Origin of the sequence: Microlunatus speluncae, from assembly GCF_009299835.1 — a bacterium.
In the GTDB taxonomy this organism is placed as follows: domain Bacteria; phylum Actinomycetota; class Actinomycetes; order Propionibacteriales; family Propionibacteriaceae; genus Microlunatus; species Microlunatus speluncae.
The window spans coordinates 331,957-358,409 of record NZ_VKCZ01000001.1 but is presented as its reverse complement, the minus strand read 5'-3'; the positions used below and the strand labels follow the sequence as shown (position 1 = coordinate 358,409).

The 26,453-nt window shown below is 70.4% G+C and carries 28 protein-coding genes; 6 read left to right on the top strand and 22 right to left on the bottom strand.

Annotation, left to right across the window (positions count from 1 at the left end; all coding sequences use genetic code 11):
- Positions 1 to 13: 13 nt before the first annotated feature.
- Complete coding sequence (glgC, locus tag FNH24_RS01665) at positions 14 to 1,237, bottom strand: glucose-1-phosphate adenylyltransferase (RefSeq protein WP_152360378.1); 1,224 nt, start codon at positions 1,235 to 1,237, stop codon at positions 14 to 16.
- Between the two features lie 98 nt (positions 1,238 to 1,335).
- Here glgC and glgA point away from each other — a divergent pair, with 98 nt between their 5' ends.
- Positions 1,336 to 2,517: a glycogen synthase gene (gene glgA, locus FNH24_RS01660; RefSeq protein WP_152360557.1), complete on the top strand. Its 1,182-nt coding sequence runs from the start codon at positions 1,336 to 1,338 to the stop codon at positions 2,515 to 2,517.
- Positions 2,518 to 2,624: 107 nt separating this feature from the next.
- On the opposite strand, the gene FNH24_RS01655 is transcribed toward glgA, so the two are convergent.
- Positions 2,625 to 3,395: a TetR/AcrR family transcriptional regulator gene (locus FNH24_RS01655; RefSeq protein ID WP_152360377.1), complete on the bottom strand. Its 771-nt coding sequence runs from the start codon at positions 3,393 to 3,395 to the stop codon at positions 2,625 to 2,627.
- Positions 3,396 to 3,481: 86 nt separating this feature from the next.
- Here FNH24_RS01655 and FNH24_RS01650 point away from each other — a divergent pair, with 86 nt between their 5' ends.
- A complete protein-coding gene (locus FNH24_RS01650) occupies positions 3,482 to 3,901 on the top strand; it encodes an ester cyclase (RefSeq protein WP_152360376.1) in 420 nt (139 codons plus the stop codon).
- A 6-nt stretch (positions 3,902 to 3,907) separates the two neighbouring features.
- Here FNH24_RS01650 and FNH24_RS01645 read toward each other — a convergent pair whose 3' ends face one another.
- The 9 genes from FNH24_RS01645 to FNH24_RS01605 form a co-directional block, all read right to left on the bottom strand.
- Positions 3,908 to 4,399 carry a YbaK/EbsC family protein gene (locus FNH24_RS01645; RefSeq protein ID WP_152360375.1) on the bottom strand — a complete coding sequence of 164 codons (492 nt, stop codon included), beginning with the start codon at positions 4,397 to 4,399 and terminating at the stop codon, positions 3,908 to 3,910.
- Between the two features lie 84 nt (positions 4,400 to 4,483).
- Positions 4,484 to 4,651: a DUF3117 domain-containing protein gene (locus FNH24_RS01640; protein WP_152360374.1), complete on the bottom strand. Its 168-nt coding sequence runs from the start codon at positions 4,649 to 4,651 to the stop codon at positions 4,484 to 4,486.
- Between the two features lie 117 nt (positions 4,652 to 4,768).
- Positions 4,769 to 5,332: a DNA-3-methyladenine glycosylase I gene (locus FNH24_RS01635; protein ID WP_152360373.1), complete on the bottom strand. Its 564-nt coding sequence runs from the start codon at positions 5,330 to 5,332 to the stop codon at positions 4,769 to 4,771.
- Positions 5,329 to 5,832 carry an SRPBCC family protein gene (locus FNH24_RS01630; protein WP_152360372.1) on the bottom strand — a complete coding sequence of 168 codons (504 nt, stop codon included), beginning with the start codon at positions 5,830 to 5,832 and terminating at the stop codon, positions 5,329 to 5,331. The genes FNH24_RS01635 and FNH24_RS01630 overlap by 4 nt, the downstream gene beginning before the upstream one ends.
- Before the next feature lie 179 nt (positions 5,833 to 6,011).
- Positions 6,012 to 6,317 (bottom strand): DivIVA domain-containing protein, encoded by a 306-nt coding sequence (locus FNH24_RS01625; RefSeq protein ID WP_152360371.1) that lies wholly within the window; start codon positions 6,315 to 6,317, stop codon positions 6,012 to 6,014.
- Positions 6,318 to 6,339: 22 nt separating this feature from the next.
- Positions 6,340 to 7,029 (bottom strand): LOG family protein, encoded by a 690-nt coding sequence (locus FNH24_RS01620; RefSeq protein ID WP_246186699.1) that lies wholly within the window; start codon positions 7,027 to 7,029, stop codon positions 6,340 to 6,342.
- A 52-nt stretch (positions 7,030 to 7,081) separates the two neighbouring features.
- Positions 7,082 to 8,158, bottom strand: coding sequence for a succinyl-diaminopimelate desuccinylase (gene dapE / locus FNH24_RS01615; protein ID WP_246186698.1), 1,077 nt, complete (start codon positions 8,156 to 8,158; stop codon positions 7,082 to 7,084).
- A gap of 10 nt (positions 8,159 to 8,168) precedes the next feature.
- The gene (locus FNH24_RS01610) at positions 8,169 to 8,402 is read right to left on the bottom strand and encodes a helix-turn-helix domain-containing protein (protein ID WP_152360369.1); all 234 of its coding nucleotides are present in this window, start codon (positions 8,400 to 8,402) and stop codon (positions 8,169 to 8,171) included.
- The gene (locus tag FNH24_RS01605; RefSeq protein ID WP_152360368.1) at positions 8,402 to 9,007 is read right to left on the bottom strand and encodes a DUF2975 domain-containing protein; all 606 of its coding nucleotides are present in this window, start codon (positions 9,005 to 9,007) and stop codon (positions 8,402 to 8,404) included. Before FNH24_RS01605 ends, FNH24_RS01610 begins: the two co-directional genes overlap by 1 nt.
- Before the next feature lie 134 nt (positions 9,008 to 9,141).
- On the opposite strand from FNH24_RS01605, the gene dapD reads away from it, so the two are divergent.
- Together dapD and FNH24_RS32555 are read left to right on the top strand one after the other, a co-directional pair.
- Entirely contained in the window at positions 9,142 to 10,074 is a 933-nt protein-coding gene (gene dapD, locus FNH24_RS01600) for a 2,3,4,5-tetrahydropyridine-2,6-dicarboxylate N-succinyltransferase (protein ID WP_152360367.1), read from the top strand.
- Complete coding sequence (locus FNH24_RS32555) at positions 10,074 to 10,898, top strand: hypothetical protein (RefSeq protein WP_152360366.1); 825 nt, start codon at positions 10,074 to 10,076, stop codon at positions 10,896 to 10,898. Before dapD ends, FNH24_RS32555 begins: the two co-directional genes overlap by 1 nt.
- 45 nt (positions 10,899 to 10,943) lie before the next feature.
- Here the strand turns inward: FNH24_RS32555 and FNH24_RS01590 are convergent, their stop codons facing one another.
- From FNH24_RS01590 to FNH24_RS01570, 5 genes are read right to left on the bottom strand one after another with little or no spacing between them, the layout of a single operon-like run.
- Entirely contained in the window at positions 10,944 to 11,768 is an 825-nt protein-coding gene (locus tag FNH24_RS01590) for an FAD-dependent thymidylate synthase (protein ID WP_152360365.1), read from the bottom strand.
- A 25-nt stretch (positions 11,769 to 11,793) separates the two neighbouring features.
- The gene (locus tag FNH24_RS01585; protein WP_152360364.1) at positions 11,794 to 13,167 is read right to left on the bottom strand and encodes an MFS transporter; all 1,374 of its coding nucleotides are present in this window, start codon (positions 13,165 to 13,167) and stop codon (positions 11,794 to 11,796) included.
- 14 nt (positions 13,168 to 13,181) lie between these two features.
- Positions 13,182 to 13,619 (bottom strand): MAPEG family protein, encoded by a 438-nt coding sequence (locus FNH24_RS01580; RefSeq protein ID WP_217427989.1) that lies wholly within the window; start codon positions 13,617 to 13,619, stop codon positions 13,182 to 13,184.
- On the bottom strand, positions 13,616 to 14,590 hold the full coding sequence (gene gshB, locus FNH24_RS01575) for a glutathione synthase (RefSeq protein ID WP_152360363.1): 975 nt from the start codon (positions 14,588 to 14,590) through the stop codon (positions 13,616 to 13,618). Before gshB ends, FNH24_RS01580 begins: the two co-directional genes overlap by 4 nt.
- Positions 14,587 to 15,663 (bottom strand): glutamate-cysteine ligase family protein, encoded by a 1,077-nt coding sequence (locus FNH24_RS01570; RefSeq protein ID WP_161605950.1) that lies wholly within the window; start codon positions 15,661 to 15,663, stop codon positions 14,587 to 14,589. Before FNH24_RS01570 ends, gshB begins: the two co-directional genes overlap by 4 nt.
- A 98-nt stretch (positions 15,664 to 15,761) precedes the next feature.
- On the opposite strand from FNH24_RS01570, the gene FNH24_RS01565 reads away from it, so the two are divergent.
- Positions 15,762 to 18,638, top strand: a complete 2,877-nt coding sequence (locus FNH24_RS01565) for an ATP-binding protein (protein WP_152360361.1) — start codon at positions 15,762 to 15,764, stop codon at positions 18,636 to 18,638.
- Positions 18,639 to 18,720: 82 nt separating this feature from the next.
- Here the strand turns inward: FNH24_RS01565 and dapC are convergent, their stop codons facing one another.
- Together dapC and fdxA are read right to left on the bottom strand one after the other, a co-directional pair.
- On the bottom strand, positions 18,721 to 19,830 hold the full coding sequence (gene dapC, locus FNH24_RS01560; RefSeq protein WP_281350973.1) for a succinyldiaminopimelate transaminase: 1,110 nt from the start codon (positions 19,828 to 19,830) through the stop codon (positions 18,721 to 18,723).
- Between the two features lie 10 nt (positions 19,831 to 19,840).
- The gene (fdxA, locus tag FNH24_RS01555; RefSeq protein WP_152360360.1) at positions 19,841 to 20,167 is read right to left on the bottom strand and encodes a ferredoxin; all 327 of its coding nucleotides are present in this window, start codon (positions 20,165 to 20,167) and stop codon (positions 19,841 to 19,843) included.
- 102 nt (positions 20,168 to 20,269) lie between these two features.
- On the opposite strand from fdxA, the gene FNH24_RS01550 reads away from it, so the two are divergent.
- Positions 20,270 to 21,238, top strand: a complete 969-nt coding sequence (locus FNH24_RS01550; RefSeq protein WP_152360359.1) for a GNAT family N-acetyltransferase — start codon at positions 20,270 to 20,272, stop codon at positions 21,236 to 21,238.
- A gap of 1,665 nt (positions 21,239 to 22,903) precedes the next feature.
- On the opposite strand, the gene FNH24_RS01545 is transcribed toward FNH24_RS01550, so the two are convergent.
- From FNH24_RS01545 to FNH24_RS01530, 4 genes are all read right to left on the bottom strand, one after another.
- Positions 22,904 to 24,688: a VanW family protein gene (locus tag FNH24_RS01545; protein ID WP_152360358.1), complete on the bottom strand. Its 1,785-nt coding sequence runs from the start codon at positions 24,686 to 24,688 to the stop codon at positions 22,904 to 22,906.
- A 188-nt stretch (positions 24,689 to 24,876) separates the two neighbouring features.
- The gene (gene mshB, locus FNH24_RS01540) at positions 24,877 to 25,779 is read right to left on the bottom strand and encodes an N-acetyl-1-D-myo-inositol-2-amino-2-deoxy-alpha-D-glucopyranoside deacetylase (protein ID WP_175047853.1); all 903 of its coding nucleotides are present in this window, start codon (positions 25,777 to 25,779) and stop codon (positions 24,877 to 24,879) included.
- A 47-nt stretch (positions 25,780 to 25,826) separates the two neighbouring features.
- Complete coding sequence (locus tag FNH24_RS01535; protein WP_152360357.1) at positions 25,827 to 26,132, bottom strand: hypothetical protein; 306 nt, start codon at positions 26,130 to 26,132, stop codon at positions 25,827 to 25,829.
- Positions 26,129 to 26,443: an AbrB/MazE/SpoVT family DNA-binding domain-containing protein gene (locus tag FNH24_RS01530; RefSeq protein WP_152360356.1), complete on the bottom strand. Its 315-nt coding sequence runs from the start codon at positions 26,441 to 26,443 to the stop codon at positions 26,129 to 26,131. Before FNH24_RS01530 ends, FNH24_RS01535 begins: the two co-directional genes overlap by 4 nt.
- Positions 26,444 to 26,453: the final 10 nt, after the last annotated feature.

Genomic DNA, 26,453 nt, shown 5'->3' with positions numbered 1-26,453 from the left:
TCGACGGCCATGATCACGGCTCGACCGTGATGCCCTTGCCGACCACGGTGATGCCGCCGTCGGAGATCGTGTAGCCGCGGGCCTGATCAGCTTCGGGATCGACGCCGACCTCCGCTCCGGCCGGGACGGTGACGTTCTTGTCCAGGATCGCGTTCCGGATCACCGCGTTCGGGCCGACGTGGACGCCGTTCAGCAACACCGACCGCTCGACGGTGGCCCGTTCCTCGACCCGGACGTTGGGCGACAGGACCGAGCTGTCCACCGATCCGCCGGAGATCACGCAGCCCGGGCTGACGATCGAATCCTCGGCCGTCCCCTCCAACACGAACTTCGCGCCGGGCATCTGCACCTGATAGGTCCAGATCGGCCAGTCCAGGTTGTAGAGGTTGAACACCGGATCGATCGAGACCAGATCCATGTGCGCCTCGTGGTAAGCGTCGATGGTCCCGACGTCGCGCCAGTAGCTGGCGTCCTTGATCGTCGCGCCCGGCACCGTGTTGGCGGTGAAGTCGTACACCCGGGAATCGCCGCCCGATACGAACGCCGGGATGATGTCGCCACCCATGTCGTGCCGGGAGTCGGTGGACTCGGCGTCGCTGGTCAGCATGTCCATCAACGCCTCGGCGGTGAAGATGTAGTTGCCCATCGAGGCGAAGCTCGACCCGGGATCGTCCGGCAGCCCGGGCGGCGAGGCCGGCTTCTCCAGGAAGCTCTTGATCTTGCCGGAGGCGTCGGAGTCGATCACGCCGAACGAACTCGCCTGCTGGCGTGGCACCCGGATGCCGGCCACGGTGCAGCCGCTGCCGCCGTCGAGATGGGCGTCCAGCATCTGCTCGACGTCCATCCGATAGATGTTGTCGGCGCCGAAGACGACCACATGATCGGGAGCCTCGTCGATGATCAAGTTCATCGACTGGAAGATCGCGTCGGCACTGCCCTGATACCAGCGCGGGCCGAGCCGCTGCTGGGCCGGGACCGGCGTGACGTAGTTGCCGAGCATCGTCGACATCCGCCAGGTCAGGGAGATGTGGCGGTCCAGCGAATGGGACTTGTACTGGGTCAGCACGGCGATCTGCCGCAGGTTCGCGTTGGCCAGATTGGACAACACGAAATCGATCAACCGGTACGTACCCCCGAACGGCACAGCAGGTTTGGCCCGGTCCATCGTCAGCGGCATCAGCCGCTTACCCTCGCCACCCGCCAGCACGATCGACAACACCTTTGGACGCGTCGCCATGACCGCAACTTACCCGAGAAGCCGGCGTCTCAACCTCTCTTCGGTGATCTAGGTCGAGGACGGGTCCGGTGTGGCACGATCGGGCCATGGCCGAGCAGATGTCGATCGCACTGCTGACCCGGGAGTATCCGCCGATGATCTACGGCGGCGCCGGGGTCCACGTCGGGCAGTTGGTGCCGCAACTGCGGGATCTGATCGACGTCGAGGTGCACTGCATGGGCGAGGCCAGACCGGGCGCGACGGCGCACGCCGAGGACTACCCGGCCGAGGCCAACGCCGCCTTCCGCGTCTTCGGTGCTGATCTTTCGATGGCCGCGGCGGTCGGGCCGGTCGACCTGGTGCACTCGCACACCTGGTACGCCAACCTCGCGGGACACCTGGCGGGCCTCTATCAGGACATCCCGCACGTCGTCACCGCGCACTCGCTGGAGCCGCACCGGCCGTGGAAGGCCGAACAGCTCGGCGGCGGCTACCGGCTGTCCTCCTGGGCCGAGCGGACCGCGTTCGAGGCGGCGGACGCGGTGATCGCGGTCAGCGACGGGATGCGGGCCGACACCCTGGCCTCCTACCGCGACCTGGATCCGGCCAAGGTGCACGTGGTCCGCAACGGCATCGACCCCGACGAGTTCGCGCCCGACCCCGGGCGGAACCACCTGGCCGAGCTCGGCATCGACCTGGACCGGCCGACCGTGGTCTTCGTCGGCCGGATCACCCGGCAGAAGGGCCTGATCCATCTGGTCCGGGCCGCGGCCGAGCTGGATCCGGAGGCCCAACTGGTGTTGCTGGCCGGAGCGCCGGACACGCCGGAGATCGCCCGGGAGATCGGCGACGCGTTCGCCCGGTTGCGGCAGACCCGGGAGCACGTGGTCTGGATCGAGCGGATGCTGCCCCGGGAGCAGGTCCGGCAAGTGCTGTCCAGGGCCACGATCTTCGCCTGCCCGTCGGTCTACGAACCGCTCGGCATCGTCAACCTGGAGGCGATGGCCTGCGAGACCGCCGTCGTCGCCAGCGCGGTCGGCGGCATCCCCGAGGTGGTGGTCGACGGCGAGACCGGGCTGCTGGTGCCCTACCAGCCGGAGCGGGCCGGCGATGATCAGTACGTGGCCGAGTTCGAGGCCGACCTCGCCGCCAAGATCAACTCGCTGCTGCGCGACCCGGACCGGGCCGCCCGGTTCGGCCGGGCGGGCCGGCAGCGCTGCATCGACGAGTTCTCCTGGTCCAAGATCGCGGCCGAGACCGTGGACGTCTACCACGCCGCGATCACCCGGCACGCCGGCTGACTCCCCAACCCCGAGTTGTCAGAACTAGGGGCCGCCAGGGCGTCCCCTAGTTCTGACAACTCGGGGTTGGGGTGGCAATCATCGGGCTCGATCCGGGCGTCATCGGGTCACTGCTCGGCAAGATCATCTTCGTGGTCGGCGCCGGCACCGCGTCGGCTGCCTGGCAACTCCTCCGCCGACTTGTCAGAACTCAGTTGTGTCATGGGGCTACTCAGTTCTGACAAGTCGGCGATGAGGAGGCGGTGGAGGGTGTCGGCCAACCAGTCTCGGTAGCGCTCGAGGGTCCAGCCGCGTTGGGTGACGAGCAGGTCGTACACGGTGAGCGCGTTGATCATCCACAGGGTGTCGCCGGCCTCGTCGATGCTCAGGCCCGGTCGGAGCATGCCTCGCTCGGCGAGGTGCGCGGCGAAGCGCTGCAGACCGGCCCGGCGCTCGTCCTCGATCTGCGTGGCGAGCTCGGCCAGGGCCGGGTCGGTCGCGGCCGCGACGGCCAGGGCGCGGAGCAGCGGGCCGGAACGGCGGTGGATGCCGGGCTGCGTCCGGGCGTAGAGGGCGAGCTTGCGCCGCGGATCGGTCTCCTCGATCACGGCCTGGATGGCCGGCCGGCGTTCGGGATCGACCTTCGCCCGGTCCCCGCCGCCGGCGACCGCGGCCCGGACGACCTCCCGGAACAGGCCGGCCTTGTTGCCGAACGCACGGTAGATCGTCTCGACCACCACCTCGGCCGAGGCGGCGACGGCGGCGAGGGTGGTCGCCGGATAGCCGCGCTCGGTGAACAGTTCCGCGGCCGCAGCGAGGATGTCCAGCCGGGTCTGCTCGGCCTGCGCTCGTCGCCGCCGCGAATCGTAGGGTCGTTTGCCCTTGACAGTCTCGCTCATTCAGTGGAACCTATCTGACATCAATTCATTTCAGTTCTACTGAATCATAGCCGAGGCAGAGTTGCCGACGGCGGAAGGGGACAACGATGTCCGAGCACAACAAGGCCGCCGCGGTGCGGCTGTTCACCGAGATCTTCCCGACCGGGACGTACGAAGACGTGGCCGCGCTGGTCCATCCGGATGGCGTCGGGCATGAGGCGCCGCCCGGGTCACCCACCGGGCCGGACGGAGTCTGGCGGACGATCCAGTTCCTGCGATCAGCCTTCGAGGGGCTGTCGTACGAGATCCATCACGCGGTGGCCGAGGGCGACCTCGTCGCGCTGCACTGCACCCTGCACGGCCGGCAGGTCGGGCCGCTGCCCGGGTTGCCGCCGAGTGGTGCCGTGGTGGCGTTGCGAATGATGCGCCTGCTCCGCTTCGCCGACGACAAGATCATCGAGGACTGGGGCATCCGGGACGAGCTCGACCTGCAGTGCCAACTGCAGGCCGCCGTGGCCCCCGCCTGATCGAGGTCAGACGACGTCGATCTCGGTGCCGCCGGTCAGCCGGAGCAGATCGGCGTAGCTCCACGGCACGACGGCGTGCGGAATGCCGCCGCCGGTCCACAGGGTCTCGTACCGGGCCAGGTTCCGATCGACGACGGTCCGGATCGGCGCCGGATGCCCGACCGGGGCGACGCCGCCGATCGGCTGGCCGGTGTGGGTCCGGACGAAGGCGGCATCGGCCCGGCGCAACCGGGTGCCGACCGTCGCGGACACCTTCTCCACGTCGATCCGGTACGCGCCGCTGGCCATCACCAGCACCGGCACCGCTGCCTCGTCACCGGGCCCGGGATCACCGGCGAAGATCAACGAGTTGGCGATGGCGCCGACATCGCAGCCGAGCTGATCGGCGGCCAGGCGCGCGGTGGTCGCGGCGTCGGACAGCAGCCGGATCCGGCCGGGCAGCCCCTGGTCGACCAAGATCGACTGCACGGCCGCACAGTTCGGGTGGAGAGTGGTCACGAGATTCCTTCGCGATTCGCTGTCAACACAGGGGACGGCCCCGCGGTCCGAGCTGGACCGCGGGGCCGACACCGACGGATTCGGTCAGCCGACGACCGACTTCAGCTCACTGGCCAGCTTGGCGGCCTCTTCTGCGTTGAGCTCCACGACGAGCCGGCCACCTCCTTCGAGCGGCACCCGCATGACAATTCCGCGACCTTCCTTGGTGACCTCCATCGGGCCATCACCCGTCCGCGGCTTCATGGCAGCCATCGCTCACCCTCAATCCCTTTGTCATCGACGATCATCATCAGTGTTAGGCAGCTATTGCTGCAATTATTCCGCATCGAACCACCGGGGCGCAGTTCGGGTCGGATACCGCGCGTCGTATCATCCGGTCTCGCAGTCGGCCAGATGGTCGTTGACGAGGCCCACCGCCTGCATCATCGCGTACGCCGTCGTCGGCCCGAAGAACCGGATCCCCTCCCGTTTCAGCGCCTTCGACAGGGCGACCGATTCGGGCGTCTGAGCCGGCACGCCGGCGTTGCTCGTCGGTCGGGGCCGGTCGGGCTGGGCGTAGGACCAGATCAGCTCGGCGAAGGACTCCCCCAGCCGCCGGACCACGATCGCGTTGGTGATCGCCGCCTCGATCTTGGCCCGGTTGCGGACGATGCCGGTGTCGGCCATCAGCCGGTCGGCGTCGGCCGGGCCGAACTCGGCGACCCGTTCCGGATCGAAGTCGGCGAACGCCGCCCGGAAGTTGTCCCGCTTGCGCAGGATCGTGATCCAGGCCAGGCCGGACTGGAACGCCTCGAGGGTCAGTCGCTCGTACAGCCCATCCACCGTCCTCACCGGACGGCCCCACTCGGTGTCGTGGTACGCGACGTACTCGGCGGTGGACAGGCCCCACGGGCAGCGCAGCCGGCCGTCCGCCCCCGGCAGCGCGTCGGTCACCGCTCGCCCCGCTCGAGCAGCGCGGCCAGCCTGCGCAGGCTGAAGGTCAGTCCGGCGCGGAGCACGGGCAGCAGTGGGCGCACGATGATCGCGGCAGGGGCGCCGCCGGGCGGCAGGAAGGACTCGGTCACGGCGATGATGCTGCCACCCGCCGCCGACAGAACCCGGATCGTGCCGACGCCGGTGAACCCCGGGCCGAGATGCAGCACCTCGACCTCATGGGGCCCGGTCCCGTCCGGCCCGTGCTCAGACGGCGCCGTCCAGCCGGTCACGACGAAGCGGTCCAGCAGCCCGATCCGCAGCGGCCCGAGGCGGATTCCGGACAGTGCCTCGACCCGGACCCCGATCCCCTCGTCCGTGTCCGGTCGTTCGGGTGACGGGACCGCCGTGACCGTGGTGAACGGGATCCAACGGGACTGCCCCGGCCAGTCGATCACCGCCCGCCAGGCGGTGGCGACCGGGACCTTGACGGTCACCGACGCGGTCAGCAGCAGCGGCACGTGGACTCTTCGGGAGCTAGTGGTGTGGTCAGGAAGTTGTGTGACGTTTGCCGGTGTTCAGGTGCGTGCATCGCCAGGCCGACGAGGAAGACATATCGGGTCATATATCGACCGAGGAGAACGCAGCGAGGTGCGTGCCTGGGCGCCGGCAAACGTCACAGAACTTCCTGACCACGCCACTAGCGGGAGACGTCGGGCGTCTGCAGCCGGGCCTGGAGCTCGGCGATGGTCGCGTCCCGGCCGGCCAGCTCGGTCGCCAACCGGTCCAGCACGTCGTCGACCTGATCCATCGCGTACCCGCGCAGGGTGATCCCGAACTTGACGTCGGACACCTCGGTCGGGGTCACCGGCTCCTCATCCGGCCAGGGATTCTGCCGATACACGTCGCGATCGGGCTCCCGGCTCATGCCACCCAGCCTGCCCGAGGCCGCCACCGCGACGACGCCGAGGGCGACGACGACCAGGGCCGCGATGAACCACTCCATGGGGTTGATGCTTTCACAGGGCTCAAGTCGCGGCGCGGAGTATCGCCACGGCCTCGTCGATGTCGTCGGTGACGGTGACCAGGGCGAGGTCGGCCGGGCTGACGTACCCCTCGGCCAACATGGTGTGCTCCAGCCAGTCCAGCAGGCCTTGCCAGTACGTGCTGCCGAACAGCACGACCGGGAATCGGGTGACCTTCTTGGTCTGCACCAGCGTGAGGGCCTCGAACAGTTCGTCGAAGGTGCCGAGGCCGCCGGGGAAGACGATGAAACCCTGGCTCGACTTCACGAAGCAGACCTTGCGGACGAAGAAGTAGCGGAAGTTGACGCCGAGATTCAGGTACGGATTCAGGCCCTGCTCGTGCGGCACCTCGATGCCCAGCCCGACCGACGTCCCGCCGGCTTCGAGCGCGCCCTTGTTGGCGGCGGCCATGATGCCTGGCCCGCCGCCGGTGACCACCGCCAGCCCGGCCTTGGCCAGCTCGGCACCGAGCCGTTCGGCGGCCGCGGCCATCGGGTGATCGGCCGCGACCCGGGACGAGCCGAACACCGCGACCGCCGGCCCGAGCTCGGCCAGCGCGTCGAAGCCGTCGATGAACTCGGCCTGGATCCGGAGCACCCGCCACGGATCGGTGTGCACAAAGTCCGCCGGGGCACGGCTGTCCAGCAGCCGTTGATCATGGTTCTCGCCGTGCCGGCGGACGATCTGGGTCACGCCGACGACCTTAGTGGTCCGCCCGCGGCGAATGCTGTTGGACGCTGGGGTGTCAGCCGAGCCAGGCGAGCAGTCCGGCGTAGCACCGTTCCAGATCGGCGGCGGGGCAGAACTCGTCGTCGGCGTGGGCCTTGTTCGGGTCGCCGGGGCCGAAGTTCACCGCCGGTACGCCGAGCTCGGCAAACCGGGCCACGTCGGTCCAGCCGTACTTGGGCTGCACCTCGCCGCCGACGGCCGCGACGAACTCGGCGGCGATCGGCTGGTCCAGCCCGGGCCGGGCACCGGGGGCGCCGTCGACGACGGTGCATTCGTAGCCGGCCAGCACCTCGCGCAGGTAGGCCTCGGCGGCGGCCAGGTCCTTGTCCGGCGCGAACCGGTAGTTGATCAAGACCTCGCACCGGTCCGGCACCACGTTGTTGGCGATGCCGCCGTCGATCCGGACCGCGTTCAGTCCCTCGCGATAGACCAGGCCGTCGACCGTGACCTCGCGGGTGCGGAAGTCAGCCAGCCGGCGCAGCAGTTCGTGCGCGGCGTGGATCGCGTTCTGCCCGTTCCAGGACCGGGCCGAGTGGGCGGCGACGCCGGTCAGCACGACATTGACCCGCATGGTGCCCTGACAGCCGCCCTCGATCCCGGCGTTGGAGGGCTCGCAGAGCACGGCGAAGTCACCGTCCAGCAGCTCGGGCTGCTGCCGAGAGATCCGGTAGAGCCCGTTCAGTTTCGCGTCGACTTCTTCGTTGTCGTAGAACATCCAGGTGATGTCCCGGCTCGGCGCGGTCAGCGCCGCCGCGGCCGCCAGCTGGACGGCGACACCACCCTTCATGTCGCAGGCGCCGCGACCGTGGATGATCATGTCGGCGCCACTGCCGGTGATCTTGGCCGGGACGTTGCCGGCGATCGGCACCGTGTCCAGATGGCCGGCGATCACCACTCGCTGGGCCCGGCCCAGCTCGGTCCGGGCGAAGATCACATTGTCGATCCGGGACACGGCGAGGTGTGAGTAGCGGCCCAGCGCGGCCTGCACCGCGTCGGCGATCCGCTGCTCGTTCCCGCTGACCGATTCAATGTCGATCAAGGACCGCAACAGCTCGGTCCGGTCGCCCTCGAGTTCCAGCACTGCGTCAGTCACCCGGAGAACCCTACTGACCGCCCCCGGCCGGAACGTCGAACAGGTCACCCGGTTGACAGTCCAGCGCCTCGCAGAGGGCGGTCAGGGTGGTGAACCGGATCGCCCGGGCCCGCTGGTTCTTCAGCACGCTGAGGTTGACCAGCGAGACCCCGATCCGTTCGCTCAGCTCGGTCAGCGTGAGGCCGCGGTCGGCCAGCAGCTGGTCCAGCCGGCAGACCACCCGGTGCGGCTCCTCGACCGGCATCAGACCAGGCCAACCGTGTCGGCCCGCAGCTTGGCCCCGACCCGGAAGGCCTCGGCGACGGCGATCAGGCCGATCACCCCGGCGAACCCGGCCAGCCAGAGCGGCTCGAGCCGGAGGACGAACTCCAGGCCGGTCCGGCGCAGGGGGGTGGTGATGCCGGCATCAGCCAGGGCGACGACGAACGGGCGAAGCACCAGCCAGCCGGCCAGCACCAGGGAGAGCCCGCGAACCGCTCGGACGGCCCGGGCGGAGAACGGCTCCCCACCGCGCAGCTGGCCGAGCAACTGCCAGAGCATGATCGCCGCCGCCGCGACGGCGATCAGGTCGAGCAGATCCGGCACCATCGCCAGCAGCCACTGGCCCGCGGTCGCGCCGGTGATCTCCCAGCGAACCTGCCCCAGGTAGCTGACTGTCGCGCCGTCGACCACCGCGGTCGGGGCCGGCGCCTCCGCCTGCACCCGACCGTGCCAGGTCAGCGGAGCTCCGGTGAGCCAGCCCCCGATCGGCCACAGCGCCCGGACCGCCAGGACCAGCACCCCGACCATGATCACGACCCGGAGCCCGACGTCGTCGGCCCGGGTCCAGCGCCAGATTCCTGTGCTCATCACTGCTCCCCTGTCGATCCATGTTTATCGTTCTTCGATAACAACGATAAACGATAACCATACGACTGTCCACCGTCACCGACCCGGCTGCGCACGGTCCTGGGCGCCTGTCCGCCCCCGCTACAGTTGGCGCCATGACCGAGAGGCCAAGCTCCCGCGCGTACGGCTGGGGCGTCGCGACGATCCATGACAGCGGACAGGTGCTGGACACCTACTACCCGGCGCCGAGCCTGGACGGGGTGCCGACCGAGGCACCGGCCGTGCTGGCCGCTTCGGCTCGCTCCGACCAGGTGCGACAGGTGCGGACCGAGGTGGTGCGGACCGAGATCGACCTCGACGCGGGGCCGAAGGACGGCCCGGACGCCTACCTGCGACTGCACCTGCTGAGCCATCGGTTGGTCCGGCCCTGGCAGGTCAACCTGGACGGGATCTTCGGCGCGCTGGCCAACGTGGTGTGGACCTCGGCCGGTCCGTGTGCGGTCGACGGCTTCGAAGACGTACGGACCCGGCTCCGGGCCGAGCGCGGGCACCTCACGGTGTTCGGCATGGACAAGTTCCCGCGGATGATCGATTACGTCGTGCCGTCCGGGGTGCGGATCGCCGACGCCGACCGGGTCCGGCTCGGCGCGCATCTGGCCGAGGGCACCGTGGTGATGCACGAGGGCTTCGTCAACTACAACGCCGGCACGCTCGGCCACGCCATGGTCGAGGGCCGGATCTCCGCCGGGGTGGTGATCGGCAACAACTCCGACGTCGGCGGCGGCGCGTCGATCATGGGCACGTTGTCCGGCGGTGGCAAGCAGGTGATCTCGGTCGGTGAGCGGTGCCTGCTCGGCGCGAACTCCGGGCTCGGCATCCCGCTGGGCGACGACTGCGTGGTCGAGGCCGGCCTGTACGTCACAGAGGGGACCAAGATCACGCTGCCGGACGGCCGGGTGGTCAAGGCGATCGAGCTGGCCGGCCAGAACGGCCTGTTGTTCATCCGGAACTCGGTGACCGGCAAGGTCGAGGTTCGCAACCGGCAGGGCAAGGCGGTCGAGCTGAACGCCGCCCTGCACGTCAACTGATGATCAAGACCAAAGTCACTGCTCTGCTCGGCGGGCTGGCGCTGTTGATCACCGGCGCCGGCTGCTCCGGGCTCAGCCAGGCCGTCTCGTCGACGCCCGAGGGCTGCCTGATCCGCACCGGCGACAACACCGTTGGGCTCGATCTGGAGCAGGCCAAGTACGCCTCGATCATCGCCGGCCTCTCGGTCCGGCGGTCGCTGCCGGCCCGGGCCGCGTCGGTCGCGCTGGCGACCGCGTACCAGGAATCCGGGATCCGCAACATCGACTACGGCGACCGGGACTCGGTCGGCCTGTTTCAGCAGCGCCCCTCCCAGGACTGGGGCACGGTGAAGCAGATCATGGATCCGTACTACTCCACCGGCGAGTTCTACGACGCCCTGGTCAAGATCAAGAACTGGGAAGAACGAGACATCACCGAGGTGGCCCAGGCCGTCCAGATCAGCGCCTATCCCGACGCCTACCGTGATCATGAAGAGGACGGCAAGGCCTTGGCCAGCACGCTGACCGGGCATTCCCAGGCCGCCGTGACCTGCTACGACGAGACCCCGGCCGAGGGCGACGCCAAGGGCCTGGCCGCCGCGGTGAAGAAGACGTTCGGCAAGATCACCGTCGACCGCGAGGGCACGACGCTGACCATCGACGCGTCGTCGAACGCGAAGGCGTGGGCGTACGGGCAGTTCGCGCTGGCCAGCCTGGATGAGTTCGGCGTCGCGACCGTGACCGTCGCCGATCAGATCTGGCGGGTCGCGCCGGCGGATCGCGGCGAGTGGGTCGAGGCCGATGCACCGGCGAAGAAGCGCCAGGTGATCATCACCGTCCGCTGACCACTGTTGGGGTTGCGGGGCGGGGTTCAGTCGGGCTGCGCTGACTCACGACACCAGGCCGAAGTCTTGCTCGTTCGGGATGGTCTTGCGCAGTTGCCGCCAGCCGTGGAAGTTGCCGACCCAGGCTCCGTCGGCTTCGGGCGTGGCCACGTGTTCCAGCGGCGACAGGTGCCCGCCGTCGACCAGTCGGCGATAGAGCCCGAGGTCGGCTTCGAGATCACGGGTGCCGTCGTGGGTCAGGTAGCTGACCCGGGCGCACCGCGCCGCCGAGATCCGGCGGGCCTCCTCGCTGTGCTCGAAGGTGCCGTCGCGTTCCTCCGGCTGCAGCAGCGGCAGGTGCCAGCCGCCGGCCGGGATGGTGACCGGGGTGCTGCCGCGGTAGGCGTCGAGCATCAGGGTGGCCACCTGGTTGATCTCCGGCTGAGCCATCGGGTTCGCGCGCAACGCGAAGAAGTTGCTCCACTCGGTCGCGGTGACGATCACCGTGTGCCACATGAACGGCTCGAGCAGCCGATTCGCCAGCTGCTTGTGGATGCCGAGCCGGAGCAGCTCCTCGGCCTGCTCAACGGCCCGGTCGCGGGCGACCAGCCACGCCGTCCGTGCCGCCGCCGCGGTCTCCTCGTCGGCTTCCCGCTCGGCCTGCATCCCGGCCTGGTTGAGCCCCCAGGTGGCCGGGACGAACGGCTCCTCCCGGATCCGGACCAGCTGCTTCTTGATCGGGATGGCCCGGCTGGACGCGCTGTTGCGGGAGAACACCCGGTGCGTGTTGAACTCCGCCAGCACCAGCCGCGGGAACGTGACCTCCATCGTCACCAGCCGCCGCCCCGACTCCGCCACCGAGTCGGCCACCACCCGCGCTCCGTACCCCATCCCCCCTTCCTACTCCGCCGACCCGTCACATCCGCGGCCGTTCTGGCGGCGTGTCGCAGCGGTTGTGACGGGTCGCCGCGGAACGTGGCGCGAGTGGGGTGATTCGACGGGTTGGCCGGTAGGCGGAGTGGAGGGCGAGGAAGGTCGCGAAGGTGCCGGTACGGAAGCGGGCGCGGCCGGTCGAGGCCAGGAAGGCGGCGCCGGCGGCGGCCAGGGTGCCGACGACGAACGGAGCGCGGGGGTCGGTCAGGTCGGCGACCGCGGCGGCGATCGGGCCGCCGGTCGCGGTGCCACCGAGCAGGACGGCGGCGAAGATCGCCATCACCCGGCCGGTCATCGCCGGTTCGGCGGACTGCAACGTGGCCGTCGCCGCGATGATGCAGACCGACCAGGCGAAGCCGGCGGCGGCGAGGGCGAACAGCAGGACGGGCACGACGGGGGCGGCCGCGGTCAGCAGCAGGGCGGCGCCCAGGCCGGCGGCCGCCCGGGCCAGCGAGGGCGGGTCGGCGCCGCGGCGGGCGGCGGTGGCGACCATCCCGGCCAGGCTGCCCGCGGTGCCGGCGGTGAACGCGGCGCCGACCAGATCCGGCCCACCGTCGAACGTGACCCGGACCAGGATCGGCACCGACACCTGCAGCGTGAACCCGAAGGTGGCCACCAGCGCGAACGCGATCATGGTCGCCCGCAGCGGCGGCGTCGACCAGAGATAGCGCAGCCCGGCGCGGACCTGGCCGGCGGCGCGGGCCACCCGGGGTGACGGACCGGTGCGGATCGTGGCCAGGATGATCACGTCGGCGGCGAACGAGGCCGCGTTGATCAGGAAGGTGAGGCTCACCCCGACCGTGCTGACCAGGATCCCGCCCAGCGCCGAGCCGGCGGTCATCCCGAAGAGCATCGCGGTCCCGGTCAACGCGGACGCCGCGGGAGCGAGCCCGGACGGCACCAGCATCGGCACCATCGCCCGCCGGGCCGGCGTGTCCAACGCGTTGATCACGCCCCAGACCCCGGCCAGCAGAAAGATCATCGGCAGGGTCAGGGCTCCGGCCGCCGCGGCCAGCGCGTAGCCGGCGGCGACCAGTGCCAGCCCGGTCTCGGCGATCATCAGCAGCCGGCGCCGGTCGTAGCGATCGGCCAGGGCACCGAACCACGGCCCGATCACCAGCGTGGGCAGGAACTGCAGCAAGATCACCAGGCCGAGCGCGGCCGGATCCAGTTGCACCACCACCCAGGCGAGCGCGACCACCTGCGCCCAGGAGCAGGTCACCGACGGCAACTGCCCCGCCAGATAGCGGCGCAGCGCCGGTGATCTCAGGGCCGCGGCCGACGGGTGATCGGCCAGCCGGCGCCCCCGCCCTGAGGGCTGAGGCTCCGAGCGTCCACGCAGCGGTTGACCGGGCATCGTGGTGCCGATCCTCAGAAGGCGGTGACGGCCGCGGCCACGGCCAGCCCGACGCCGAACAGATAGGTGCCCATCGCGCCGGCCAGCCGCCGATGATCCTCCGCCGCCAGTGTCTTCGAGGTGACCATTCCGTACGCGTGCAGCAGGCGGGATCCGGTCGCGCCGATGATCAACGGCAGCGCGACCCAGGCCGGGGCCAGGGCGGCGACGAGGAGGAACAGGACCAGCAACGTGGGAACGTATTCGATCGCGTTGCCGTGGGCTCGGATCGCGATCAACAGCGGACTGGCCGGGTCGGTCGGAGTCTGCGAACCACCCTGCTGCGCGGTGATGCCGCGCATCCGGGAGACGTTGAAGCCGAGCAGGAAGATCATCGCGGCCAGCACCGCGATGCAGACGATCGCGGTGATCATGCCGAGGCCGAGGGAGGCGGGATCGAGATTGGTGATCATGCTGATTTCCTTTCCAGGGTTGCGGATTCGAGGAGGTGGTCGAGTAGGTCGGCGCACAGGGTCCAGCCGAGCAACGCATCCGCCTTGCGCAGCGCGCCGACGCTGGTCACGTTGACTTCGATCAAGGACGGGCCGATCACGTCCAGGCCGGCGAGCCGGATCCCCAGCCGGCGCAGATCCGGGGCCAGCCGGGTGCAGATCTCCCGGTCGCGCGCCGTGACCGGGGCCTCGACGCTCGGGTGACCGATCCGGAAGTCACCGGCCACCGGAAAGCGATAGACCGCGCCGACCGGTTCGCCGTCGACGACGAACACCCGCTTGTTGCCCGCTGTCACGTCACGCAGGAATCGCTGCACCAGAACGGGTCTGCTGCCCAGCGCGGTGCTGATCTCGATCAACGAGGCGAGGTTGGGGTCGTGCCGGTCCAGCCGGAGCACGCCGCGGCCGGAGAATCCGTCGACCGGCTTGATCACCGCCGCACCGTGCTCGGCCAGGAAGTCACGGATCGTGCGCTCGTCGGCGGTCACGGCGGTCGGCGGGACAAGATCGGGGAAGCGGAGCGGGAAGAGGTGCTCGCTGCACTCCCGCAGGCCGCGCGGATCGTTCACCAGCACGGTGCCGGCCGGGTCGATCAGATCCATGATCAACGTCGCGGCGACGAAGGCGTCGTCGACCGGCGGCTCGGTGCGCAGAAACAGCGCGGTCAGCTCGTCCAGCCAGACCTGGCTCGTCTCGACGACGGTGAACCACGGGTCCGGCACGCTCCACCGGCAGCCGCCCTCGGGCCACGCCGGCGCCAGCTCGATCCGCCGGGCCCGAGCCCGGGCTCGGCCGCCCACCGCCTCCAGCCGTACGGCCTCGGTCACCCAGACCTCGGCACCGCGGTCCCGGGCGGCATGCATCAGCCCGACACTGGTGTCGATCGACGGGTCCAGCCGCTCCAGCGGATCCGCGACGAACCCGATCCTCATCGCACACTGCCGATCACCGAGGCCGACCGGACTGCCGCGGCCGACCGGACTGCCGGAGCCGACCGGACTGCCGGAGCCGATGGGGCCGACCGGGCCAACGGGGCCGTGAGTTCGGTGCCCGCGATGGCCAGCAGTGCCTCGGTCTCGGGCGAGCACCCGGCGGCGGCCTCGGCCCAGGCCCGATCCTGATCCGCCGCGCGCGGCAACAGCAGTTCCAGGGCCGCCCGGCGGGCGGCGGGGACGAGCAACAGCGTGCTGATCGTCCGTACGACGCCCTCGATCCGGTGCACCGGTTGAGCGTCCAGGTAGCGCAGCTCGAGGTAGCCGCCACGGGGCCGGACCGGCGGAAACAGCGTGCTCAGGTGATAGCCGGCGTCGGCGGTGTCCGGGATCGGCAACCGGGGCGCCGCGGCGGCGAAGGCCAGGTAGGCCCCGACCGGGTCGACCGGATCGAGATGCCGGCCGTCGTAGCCGGTGCGGGCCGGATCCAGGCCGCGCCAGATCCGGGTGCGCTCGCCGGCGGAGTTGTCGAAGGCCGTGGCCAGCGCTGGACCGGCCAGGTTGGCGACCAGCCACTGCTGCCGCCCCGCGGTGCCGGGCAGCAGATCCACTGCCAGCTGCAGCGACGCGGTCAGCCGCATCATCCGCCGCCCGTCCTCGCCGGTCTGGTCGAAGACCGCCTGCATGGCGCGGTAGCGCGGCGTGGGCGTCCGCAGCGGGACGTCGGCGCAGCCGTGGTACGGGTTCACGCCGACCAGCTCGAGCCGGACGCCGCCGGTCCGCGCGATCGTCTCGGCCCGGCCCAGCAGCCGGTGCAGCTCGGTCACCAGCGCGGCCGGCCCGGCGCACGGGGCGGGACTCAACTCGAGCTGGCCACCCGGCTCGAACGTGGGTCGGGCGGCGGCGACGAAGGCCGGATCGAACCCGGCGACGAGCGTCGCCGGATCGACCGGTCGCGGGTCCGCACAGTCGGTGACCGGGATCAGTTCCACCTCGGCGCCGAGGCGGCCCGGTCGCCGCGCCGGAGCGAACAGCCGGCGTACGGCCTCGTTCAGCTTCCTGCTCTGATTCATGCCGCTACGGTCGCCCGGGCACCGGTTCGGCGACATCCGTGGTGGTACGCAATTCGGTACTGCATACTGCGAAAAGAGGCCCGTTCCGGGGAGGGAAAATGAGGCCCGTTCCGGGGACGGCCGACCCGCTCGTCGGGCGGCACGATGAGGTGGCTCTGTTGCGTCGGCGGCTGGCCGACGCCCGGGCCGGCACCGGTCAGCTGGTGCTGGTCACCGGACCGGCCGGGATCGGGAAGACCCGGCTGGTCGAGGAACTGGTGGCCGACGCGTCCGGACCGGTCGGCTGGGGCACCGCGCTCGCCGACGCCGGGGTGCCCGCGCTCTGGCCGTGGTCGCGGGCGACCCGTGACCTACCCGGCCCGGCCGCCGCGATCACCGCCCTGGCCGCCGGCAGCGGCGAACGCGTCAACGCCTCGGTCGACGACACCGCCGCGACCACCTTCGCCGCCGACACCGCCGTGCTGGACGCGCTGGCCGACTGCGCGACGGCCGATCCCGGGCTGCTGATCGTGCTGGACGACCTGCAATGGGCCGACCAGGCGACGCTGCGACTGCTGGACCGGCTCGCGGCCGAGATCCGCCGGTTGCCGCTGCTGGTGGTGGGCACCCATCGGGATGCGGTCGGCAGCGGCTTCGCCGAGACGCCGGCCCACCGGGCCAGCGAGGTGATCGGTCTCGGCCCGCTGTCCCCCGCCGAGGCGGCCGAGGTGCTGACCTCCTCGGTCGGCCCCGCCGATGCCGCCGCGGTCCGGCACGCGACCGAGCTGGCCGGCGGCAGCCCGCTGTACCTTCGCACCCTGGCCCGGGTAGCCGGCGGCCAACTGCGCGGTCACCAGACCTGGGTCGACACGCTCGGTGAGCAGCCCGAACTGCGCCATCTGGTCGCGGTAGCGCTGCGGGCCGCCGGGCTGGACACCGCCGAGCTGGTGGCCGGACTCAGCGTGCTCGGGCTGGACGCCGATCCCGAGCTGCTCGCCGCGCTGGTCGGTGGCGACTGTCCGGTGCTGGAGCGGTTGCGGCCCGCGGTGCCGGCCGGGTTGGTGGAGATCCAGCCGGACGGCGCGCGGGTCCGGTTCGCTCACGGGCTGGTCCGGGACGCCTGCTATGCCTCCCTGCCTCCGGCGCGGCGGGTCGAGCTGCATCGGCGGGCGGCGCTGCTGCTGGAGCCGCTGGCGGTGACCGACGATGGCCGTACCGGAGTGGTGGCGACCCACTGGCACCGGGCCGGCGAGCCGGTGCAGGCGGCGGCCTGGGCGGTCCGCGCGGCCGATGCCGCCCGCGCTGCCGGAGCGTACGACGAAGCGGCCGGCTATCTGCGGCTCGCCCTCGACGCCGGGCCGGCGGCCGGGATCGACCGAGCCGAACTGCTGCTGGACCTGGCTCGGGCGCAGTATCTGGGTGGCCGGCTCGAGCAGAGCATCGAGACCTGCCTGCGAGCGGCCGACGAGGGGGAACGGACGACGCGGGGTGAGGTGATCGGCCGGGCCGCGGTCATCGTCCAAGGGATCGCCCATCCGGCGATCAACCAACAACTGGTCGACCTGTGCCACCGAGCGCTGGGGTTGCTGGGCGAGGCCGGGCCGCCGTGGCTGCGGGCGCGGATCGAGGCACAGCTGGCCTGTGCGTTGCTCGAGCTCAACCTGATCGAGGATGCGGGCGAGTGGGCCCGGACCGCGTACCAGCACGCGGTCGACGCCGGCGATGCCGATGCCGAACTGGACGCGCTGCGGGCCCGGGTCTCGCTGGAATGGCGGCCGGGCCGAGACGCCGAGGCGATCGCCACCAGCCGGCGCGCGTTGGAGCTGGCGACCCGGACCGGCCGGCCGCTGGCCCGGTTGTGGGCGCACATCTGGTGCTCCGACGCCGCGATCCACCTGGCCGACATGGCGCTGGCCCAGCGGGAGGTCGACGCGATCCAACTGCTGGCCGAACGGACCGGGCTGCCGCTGGTCCGCTGGCATCTGCTGCGCCGGCAGGCGACGCTGGCCGGGCTGGTCGGCGACTTCGACCGGAGCCGCCGGCTGTCCGGGCAGGCCGCCGAAGTCGCCGCCGATTGGGGCGACCCGTCGATCTACTTCACCCACTTCGGATTGTCGGTGCTGCTGGCCGTGGTGCGGGGCGACCCGGCCGACCTGAGCCCCGGCTGGACCGACCTGCTGGCGGACGTGAGCCGGTTTCCGCTGGTCGGCAAGGCGGGTCTGGCGCAGGCGTTGCTGCTCGTCGGCCGGCGGGACGAGGCGGCCGCGCTCTATCGAGCGGCCCTGCCCGGGCTGGACGACCCGAACCGGATGATGGCCGCAGCGACGCTGGCCTATCTGCCGGACCTGGCCGTGGCCTTCGGCGACAGCGACACCTGCCGGCGGTTGCGGGAGCTGATCGAGACCACCTTCGGCACGACGTTGATCATGGGCTCGGGCACCGTTTACTACAGCGGAGCGATCGCCCGGATGCTCGGCGACCTGGCTCTGGCCCTGGGCGACACGGCGGCCGCGATCGACTCCTTCCGGGCCGGGTTGCGGATCGACGAACGGATCGGCGCCCGGCCGTTCCTGGTGCACGGACACCTCGGCCTGGCCCGTGCGCTCACCGCGGTCGGGGACTACGCCGGTGCCACCGAGCACGCGCGGACCGCCGCCGATCAGTCCCGCCGGCTCGATCTGCCGGGGCCGTTGCGGGTGGCCGAAGCGCTGCTCGCGGCTTTGCAGCCGGGTGAACGGGCGGCCGATCCGCTGAGCACCCGGGAGCACGAGGTGCTGGGCCTGGTCGCCCGGGCCCTGTCCAACCGGGAGATCGCGGCGCGCCTGGTGCTGTCCGAACGCACGGTGGAGAGCCACGTGCGGCGGATCCTGGCCAAGACCGGGCTGACCAGCCGAACCGAGCTGACCCGGTGGTATCTCGGGCTTCCGGGTCCGCTGGGCGCCGGACCGGCCCAGCCCCGGCCGGCGGAGCCGAAGGCTGGAGCACCGCTGGTCTGATCGGGACCCCCACCCAATCGATCGAGCCGTCACAACGGCTGCGACACGCCGCGAAAAGGGCCGCGGATGTGACGGGTCGGCGTTATTGGGTGAGGCGGGTGGCGGCGGCGGCGATGCGGTCGTCGGTGGCGGTGAGGGCTACGCGGACGTAGCCGTCGGCGGCGGCGCCGTAGAAGTCGCCGGGGGCGGCCAGGATGCCGTGGCCGGCGAGGAAGTCGATCGAGGCCCGGCCGGGCTCGTCCCGGGTGGCCCAGAGGTAGAGCGAACCTTCGGAGTGCTCGATCCGGAAGCCGGCCCGCTCCAGGGCCGGGCGGAGCAGCTCGCGCCGGGCCAGGTAGCGGCCGCGCTGCTGCTGAACATGATCATCATCGGCCAGCAAGGTGATCATCGCCTGCTGCACCGGCCGTGGCACGATCATGCCGGCGTGCTTGCGTACCGCCAGCAGCCGGGTCACCAGCTCATGATCACCACCGATGAACCCGGCCCGGTAGCCGGCCAGGTTGGACCGCTTGGACAGCGAGTGCACCGCCAACAGTTGATCATGGGAACCGCGGCAGACGTCGGGACGGAGCACCGAGACCGGTTCGGTGTCCCAGCCGAACTCGCCGTAGCACTCGTCCGAGGCCACCACGGCCCCGTGATCACGAGCCCAGGCGACCCGGCGGGCGAGCTCGTCCGGGCCGAGGATCTGGCCGGTCGGGTTGGACGGCGAGTTGAGCCAGACCAGGCCGACCCGTTGATCATCCAGGCCGTCAAGATCATCGGCCGGGATCGGCGTACAACCGGCGATCATCGCCCCGACCGCATAAGTCGGGTACGCCATCGTCGGCACCACCACGACGTCACCGGGACCGAGGCCGAGCAGGGTCGGCAGCCAGGCGACGAACTCCTTGGTGCCGATCACCGGCATCGTCGCCTCCGGGACGAGCCCCTCGGCGCCCCAGCGGCGGGTCAGATAGCCGGCCATCGCGGCCTGCAGGTCGGCCGTGCCGGAGGTCAGCGGGTAGCCCGGACTATTGGCGGCCTCGGCCAGAGCCGTCTGCGCTGCCTGCGGGACCGGGTCGACCGGGGTGCCGACCGAGAGGTCGACCAGGCCGTCCGGGTGGGCCGCCGCGCGTTCCTTGGCCCCGGCCAGGCTGTCCCAGGGAAAGTCGGGCAGGGCGGTGATGCCGGTGGCCGGCGTGGTGGTCACGGGCGCTGGATCACTCGTCGTGCTCTTGCGGCGGCAGGGCCGCGATCAGCGCGTGGTCCTTGTCGATCGGGCCGGTCTTCGCGGCACCGCCGGGCGAGCCCAGGTCGTCGAAGAAGTCGACGTTGGCCTGGTAGTAGTCCTTCCACTCCTCCGGGGTGTCATCCTCGTAGAAGATCGCCTCGACCGGGCAGACCGGCTCGCACGCTCCGCAGTCGACGCACTCATCGGGGTGGATGTAGAGCATCCGCTTGCCCTCGTAGATGCAATCGACGGGACACTCCTCGACGCAAGCCAGGTCCTTAAGATCGACACAGGGCTGCGCAATGACGTACGTCACGGACTCTCCTCGAATCTCTGATCCTGCGGCGGCTCCCGAGGACGCCGCCTCAGTGAGCTAGTATCTCGCTTTCCCACCGTAGCCGCGAAGGACCCCCACTCTGTGGACGCTGTCGCACGGATCACACCCACGCCCGAGCCGGGTGAACGCCTGGTGCTCCGCCATCGGCTGCCGGACGGTTCGGCCACCGACGTGCTCGGCGTCCTGGTCTCGGCCGAGGAGAACTTGATCATCGTGCGCACCCGGGACGACCGGGTCGTCGAGGTGGACCGGGCGGCCGTGATCTTGGCCAAGCGGGTGCCGTCGATCTCCCGCGGGCCGGATCCGCTGCGGGTCCCGGCCGAGGAGCTGGAACAGGCGGCGGTGCACGGCTGGATCGCCTACGCTGAGCGGCTGGGCGCCTGGTGGCTGCGGGCCGGCGGTGGATTCACCGGCCGGGCGAACTCCTGCCTCGCGGTGGGCGATCCGGGCGTGCCGTTCGACCAGGCGGCACGTCGGGTCGTCGACTTCGCCGCCGAGCACGGCATCGCGCCGCAGGTGCAGGTGATCGACGGATCGGCGCCGGAGCGGCGATTCCGCGAGCTCGGCTGGGCCGACACCTACCTGCCGACCGATGTCATGGTGCAGCGCCTCTCGGACCTGGGCACCCGGCCGGCCGACCCGCGGGTCATGGTCGAGGAGCAGCTCACCGACGCCTGGTGGCAGGCCTACCACGCCTACCGCCCGTCCGACGTCGATCCCGACCTGCTCCGCACGATGCTGACCGGCCACCCGCCGTACGGCCTGGCCGGCATCGCCCACGGCGATCGACTGATCGCCTCCGGCCGCGGCCAGATCAGCCAGGACTGGCTCGGCATCGCCGCCCTCTGGACCGACCCCGACCACCGCCGGCAGGGCCTGGCCACGGAGGTGCTGATCGGCCTGGTCCACTGGGCCGGCGCCAAGGGCGCCCGCAGCGCCTACCTCCAGGTCGCCCAGGAGAACACCGACGCCCACCAGGCCTACCAACGCCTCGGCTTCCAACTCCACCACACCTACCGCTACCTCCGCCCAACCCCCACCACCCACTGACCCTCCCCCGCCCCGCCCACCGACGCGACCGCTATCCATCCACGCGACCACTGCAACGATCGCGCCGACCGATAGCAGTCGCGTCCGCGCCACGGGATCACGACCGGCGCGTACGCCAGCGGCAGTGGCGAAGGAACGGGCGCAGCCGAGCCGCTCAGCGACGCCCGCCGCCGACGCGACCCCTGTCGGGCCGCGCGACCGTTGCAGCATTCGCGCCGACCAACACCAGTCGCGTCGCGCTCAGATCGCGTCGGCCTAGGCGCCACCGCGTGAAGCGATGTCGAAGGTACGCGCGCAGCCGGGCCGCTCAGCGACGCCAGCCGCCGACGCGAACCCTGCCGGTCGGCGCGACCGTTGCAACGATCGCGCCGACCAACACCAGTCGCGTCGCGCTCAGATCGCGTCGCGAACTCGCGCACAGAACAGAGCGCTGTCGAAGATCGCCAGCCGAAGTCCCGGAGCGAAACCCACTCACCCCGCGACCACTGTCGGTCCACGCGACCACCGCAGCGATCGCGTCAGCCGACAACAGTCGCGTCCACGCACGGATCGGAATGGCGATCGGCATGAGGTAGGCGCTCCTGCCGAGCCGCTGAGCGACCAGCCACCCACGCGACCCCTGTCGGTCCACGCGACCACCGCAGCGATCGCGCCAGCCGACAACAGTCGCGTCCACGCACGGACCGGGTCACGACCGATGCAGCGGCGTACTCCTCCAGGAATCGCGGAGCGGCCGACGCGACCACTGTCGGTCCAAGCGACCACAGAAACAATCGCGCCCACCGATAGCAGTCGCGTCCACGCACTGCCGGAGCCGGGATCGGGGATGAGCAGGGCAGAGCCGTTGAGCGGCTAGCCACCCACGCGACCACTGTCGGTCCACGCGACCACTGCAGCGATCGCGCCGACCGATAGCAGTCGCGTCCGCGCTCGGATCGGGTCAAGACCGATGCAGCAGCGTGCCCTCCAGGAGGCGCAGAGCGGCCGGCGCGACCACTGTCGGCCCACGCGACGACAGCAACAATCGCACGCACCGATAGCAGCCGCGCCCACCGACGACAGTCGCGGCCGCGCTCGGATCGGATCGCGTTAGGAGCCACCGAGGGCGCGATGTCGAAGGAATGCGCGCAGCCGGGCCGCTCATCGACGCCAGCCGCCGACGCGACCCCTGCCGGTCCGCGCGACCGTTGCAGCGTTCGCGCCGCCCGACAACAGTCGCGTCAGCCTCGGATCAGGCCTCGACCGACGCAACGTCGACCTCGACCAGGAGCGCGGAGCGGCCGACGCGACCGCTGCCGGTCCGCGCGACCACTGCAGCAGTCGCGGCAGCCGGTAGCAGTCGCGTGCGGGTTGGGCGCGACCTGGAGTCGAGCCGACGCCAGACCAGATCGAGCTCGGGCTGTCGCCGACCACTCCAAGCGCTCGGTTTGGCAGCAGCAAGAGGCCCGATCAGCGCTCGGCTGAAGCGGTCAAAGCCCGGCCTGACCCTCGACCAAGAGAGCGGGGAGGTCTGGGGGTCTGTGCGCGGGTGTGGACGGGCCTGGCGGGAGCACGCGGACGCAGGATCGCGGCAGCGCCACCATGATCATCCGCGTGCGGATGGTTGCCCGCGCACAGACCCCCAGACCTCCCCGCGGCAGTCACTCAAAGAAACAGAGAAAGAGGTCAGCGCCCCGGCGCCGTACAGGTCACCTTGTTGGTCGGGTTGTAGCGCCAGAAGAAGTCTTCCTTCTTGGCGACCTTGCCGTCCTGGTAGAAGAGCCGCGAGTAGTTCACGTCGAAGCCCTGGACCGGCGAGGAGGGCTGGCAGTTCGGGGAGTCGTTGTCGACTTCCCGGCCCCACGTGAAATTGGACTTCTTCGGCTTGGAGGATTCGATCTTGTCCCAGGTCTTGGTCGACCACATCCTGACGGTGATCGAGCCCTTCTCGTCGTAGTTCTTCGACTTGTCGACGGTGGCCTGCACCAACACCCCGTAGTCGGTGTTGTTGCGGAACTTCAGGTCGATCGAGCCCCAGGAGACGGTGGCTTCGCGCCCGGGCGGGTAGCGGCTGATGTAGAGACCGTGCGGCTTGTGCTCGATGTCTTCCAGGCCGGCGAAGAACATGGCGTTGTACGTGGTCGTGGCACTCTGCGAGACCCCGCCGCCGAGCTCCTCCTTGAAGACGCCGCCGGAGATCACGCTGCCCTCGGTGAAGCCGTTCTCCCGGGTCCGCTCGCCGACGATGTCGTTCAGCGAGAAGATCTCGCCCGGCTTCAGGATGGTGCCGTTGATCTTCTCAGCGGCCCGGCCGATGTTGACGTTGCGGTAGTACGCGTGCGGGTAGTAGGTGGTGAACGCACCGGTCACCTCCTTGATCCCCAGCTTCTCGGCGTCCTTGGTGTCGAACTTCGCCTTGGCGCCGGTCAGCTCGATGTCGGCCGTGCGAGCCTCACCGGACTTGGTGATCACCGACTCGACGGCCTTGCCCAGCGCCTCGTCGCCGACCTCGGTGCCGTTGACCGCGGGAATGATCTTCGGCTTGCCGTCGACGATCTTGACCGTGGCGTCCTTCGGCTTCTTCGACTCGACCTTCTTGATCTCCTCGGCGGCTTCCGCGGCGAGCTTCTTGGCGTCCAGCACCGGCACCAGGTCGCCGTCCGACGCGGCGAAGGTGAGCGACGCGGCCAGCATCTCCGGCGTGACGGTGAACGACCCGGCGGCGCCGGCCTTGAGCGTGATCGGGCCGGAGACCGCGGGCTCGGCGTACTCGCCGGCGACCTGCTCGGCCTCCTTGGTGGTGATCTCGGGCAGGGTCTCGGCGACCTCGAGGGACACCGGGCCGTCGATCCGGCCCTTCGCCTCGGTGAAGGCCCGGCTGAGCATGCCGGCGGACGTGTCGAGCACGGCCAACCCGATGCTGCCCGGCTCGAGCTTCACCTCGGTGCCGTCGAAGGAGAGCCGGGCGTCCGCGGGCTCGCTGTGGTGCTCCTCGGCGAGGCCGGCGACCGCCTGCTGCAACTTCGTCTGATCGACAGCGATCACCGGGTCGATCGCGGCGCCACCGGTCAGCACCAGCCAGATCAGCCGCGGATCGAAGCTGCGACCGACCCCGGCGTTGGCAACGCTGGCCTCGTAGTCGACGGTCAGGCCGGCGGCGGCCGGGTCGAGCTTGTCCTCGATCGGTTCCTCGGACCCCATCACGACCGGGATCGGCGCCTCGGCGACCACGCCCAGCTCGGCCCGCAGCCGTTCGGTCGCCTCGGCCTTGGTCAGCCCGCCGATCGCTACGCCGGAGATGGAGGCGTTCCGCGGCAGCTTGTCACCGGCCATGAAGTAGCCGACCACGTAGAGCGCGGCGGCCGCGACGAGGACGGCGCCGAGCAGGCCGAGGACGATGGCGGCCGGCCGGACCCGCTTCTTCTTGGCGGGCTGCGCAGCGACGATGGTGTCGTCCGGGCCGGTAGGCATGGTGCTAGTCAAGACGGAAACCTAACCTCGCGCGAGTTGGAAATGGCCTCGTGCGCCCCCGATTAGGGCGGTACGGGCGGTCAGCATAGTACGGGAAGGATTCCTTGCACCGTGTCGATCCACGGCCCTGACGCCCGAATCGAGACCAGGCCGCAACCGAACGGCGCCCCGGCTCTCGAACCGCCAGGTTACTCCAGTCCGGCGAACAGATCGGTGGCCCAGCCTTCGCCCGGGAACGGTTTCCCCGCGGCGAGCCGGAACTGCTCCCGGGCCCAGATGTCGCTGCCGAAGGTGCCGCCCAGGGTGAAGAACGGGTCGTCCAGCTTGATCTGGGTCGCGTGCGCCTTCATCGCGGCGTGCTTGCGGTCCACGTACGACTCGCCGTCGATCTCGACCGCGATCGCCTCGTCCGGGCTGAACAGCGACCGGCCCTCGTTGGCGTTCTCGAAGTCCTTCCAGGTCTCGGTGTCGCCGGCGGCGCGCAACTCGTCGATCCGCTGCCGCATCCGGGTGACGCTCATCGCCCCCCAGAGCACCCGCTCGATCTGCCACGGTGCCCCGAGATCCGGGCGATAGCTCGGCACGGCGGCCAGCTGGTACGCGTACATGGCGACCCGGTGCGCCTGGATGTGGTCGGGATGCCCGTACCCGCCGAACTCGTCGTAGGTGAGCAACACCTGGGGCCGGCGGTCCCGGATGATCGGCACCAGCAGATCGGCCGCCTCGAGCAGGTCGGCGGACCAGAAGATGCCGTCGCGCAACTCGCCCCGGACCGTTGCCAGCCCGTTCTCGTCCCAGAGCATCCCGGAGTCGCGGTAGTGGCCGTCGCCGCCGAGCCGGAGATAGTCGGAGACGCCGAGGGCCTCCATCGCGTTGTCCAGCTCACCGATCCGATGGTCACCGAGCCGGTCCTCGTGCGCGGCGGCCAGGTGGCCGAGCGAGTCGACCAGGACCTCGCCCTCCTCGCCGAGGGTGCAGGTCACCAGGGTCACCTGCGCGCCCTCGTCGGCATATTTCGCCATCGTCACGCCGGTGCCCAGCGTCTCGTCGTCGGGGTGGGCGTGCACCAGCAGCAGTCGTCGGTCAGTCACGTCACTAGTTTTACAGGAGCGACTGACAGTCCTGCAGGCGGCGCCTGTCAGGGACGGTCGTAGATGTCGTGGGTTCCGATCCGGCGCCAAACCAAGAACGTCTCATCACCCTCACGTTCCAGGTGGAAGGTTGCGCGTCCATCGGGTCCGGTGAAGCTCCAGGTGATCGAGTAGACCCCGCCGGCCAGCTGATGGATCCGCAGCCGCTTCGGCCATGGCGGCGTACCGGTGAAGCCACCGGCCGCGATCGCCGGCAGGAAATGGTCCCTGAGGACGCTCAGAAACAGATCCCGATGCTCAGTCGGCAGCCCGCCGAAGTCCCCATCAAACGCCCCCGCAGTGCGGTACGTCACCGGCTGACAGAGTCACTGTCGATCTGCTCCAGATGCGCGAGCAGGTCCTCTGAGGTGTCGAATGTGGTCGACCGCCGTGCCGCGAGATCCGCGTCGGCTTCACGTTCGCGCTCCTGCCAGTCCTTGGTCCAGAACCAAGCCTGTTCGGCTGGCACCGCCACATGAGGGATCAGCACGATCTCGCCATCACGGTCGATAATCTCGACCTGCGCGCCAGGGCGGTCCAGGCCGAACCGACGGCGCAACTGAGCCGGAATGGTGATCGTCCCGTTCTTCGGCTGCACCGCGGCAAAACCAACGTGCTTGTCCATGTCAACAATG

What these genes read in the sequence shown, in the direction of transcription:
- glgC (WP_152360378.1), bottom strand. Translation starts at nt 1,237, where the DNA reads ATGGCGACGCGTCCAAAGGTGTTGTCGATCGTGCTGGCGGGTGGCGAG.
- glgA (WP_152360557.1), top strand. Translation starts at nt 1,336, where the DNA reads ATGTCGATCGCACTGCTGACCCGGGAGTATCCGCCGATGATCTACGGC.
- FNH24_RS01655 (WP_152360377.1), bottom strand. Translation starts at nt 3,395, where the DNA reads ATGAGCGAGACTGTCAAGGGCAAACGACCCTACGATTCGCGGCGGCGA.
- FNH24_RS01650 (WP_152360376.1), top strand. Translation starts at nt 3,482, where the DNA reads ATGTCCGAGCACAACAAGGCCGCCGCGGTGCGGCTGTTCACCGAGATC.
- FNH24_RS01640 (WP_152360374.1), bottom strand. Translation starts at nt 4,651, where the DNA reads ATGGCTGCCATGAAGCCGCGGACGGGTGATGGCCCGATGGAGGTCACC.
- FNH24_RS01625 (WP_152360371.1), bottom strand. Translation starts at nt 6,317, where the DNA reads ATGGAGTGGTTCATCGCGGCCCTGGTCGTCGTCGCCCTCGGCGTCGTC.
- FNH24_RS01610 (WP_152360369.1), bottom strand. Translation starts at nt 8,402, where the DNA reads ATGCCGGTCGAGGAGCCGCACCGGGTGGTCTGCCGGCTGGACCAGCTG.
- FNH24_RS01605 (WP_152360368.1), bottom strand. Translation starts at nt 9,007, where the DNA reads ATGAGCACAGGAATCTGGCGCTGGACCCGGGCCGACGACGTCGGGCTC.
- dapD (WP_152360367.1), top strand. Translation starts at nt 9,142, where the DNA reads ATGACCGAGAGGCCAAGCTCCCGCGCGTACGGCTGGGGCGTCGCGACG.
- FNH24_RS32555 (WP_152360366.1), top strand. Translation starts at nt 10,074, where the DNA reads ATGATCAAGACCAAAGTCACTGCTCTGCTCGGCGGGCTGGCGCTGTTG.
- FNH24_RS01590 (WP_152360365.1), bottom strand. Translation starts at nt 11,768, where the DNA reads ATGGGGTACGGAGCGCGGGTGGTGGCCGACTCGGTGGCGGAGTCGGGG.
- FNH24_RS01585 (WP_152360364.1), bottom strand. Translation starts at nt 13,167, where the DNA reads ATGCCCGGTCAACCGCTGCGTGGACGCTCGGAGCCTCAGCCCTCAGGG.
- FNH24_RS01580 (WP_217427989.1), bottom strand. Translation starts at nt 13,619, where the DNA reads ATGATCACCAATCTCGATCCCGCCTCCCTCGGCCTCGGCATGATCACC.
- gshB (WP_152360363.1), bottom strand. Translation starts at nt 14,590, where the DNA reads ATGAGGATCGGGTTCGTCGCGGATCCGCTGGAGCGGCTGGACCCGTCG.
- FNH24_RS01570 (WP_161605950.1), bottom strand. Translation starts at nt 15,663, where the DNA reads ATGAATCAGAGCAGGAAGCTGAACGAGGCCGTACGCCGGCTGTTCGCT.
- FNH24_RS01565 (WP_152360361.1), top strand. Translation starts at nt 15,762, where the DNA reads ATGAGGCCCGTTCCGGGGACGGCCGACCCGCTCGTCGGGCGGCACGAT.
- FNH24_RS01545 (WP_152360358.1), bottom strand. Translation starts at nt 24,688, where the DNA reads ATGCCTACCGGCCCGGACGACACCATCGTCGCTGCGCAGCCCGCCAAG.
- FNH24_RS01530 (WP_152360356.1), bottom strand. Translation starts at nt 26,443, where the DNA reads ATGGACAAGCACGTTGGTTTTGCCGCGGTGCAGCCGAAGAACGGGACG.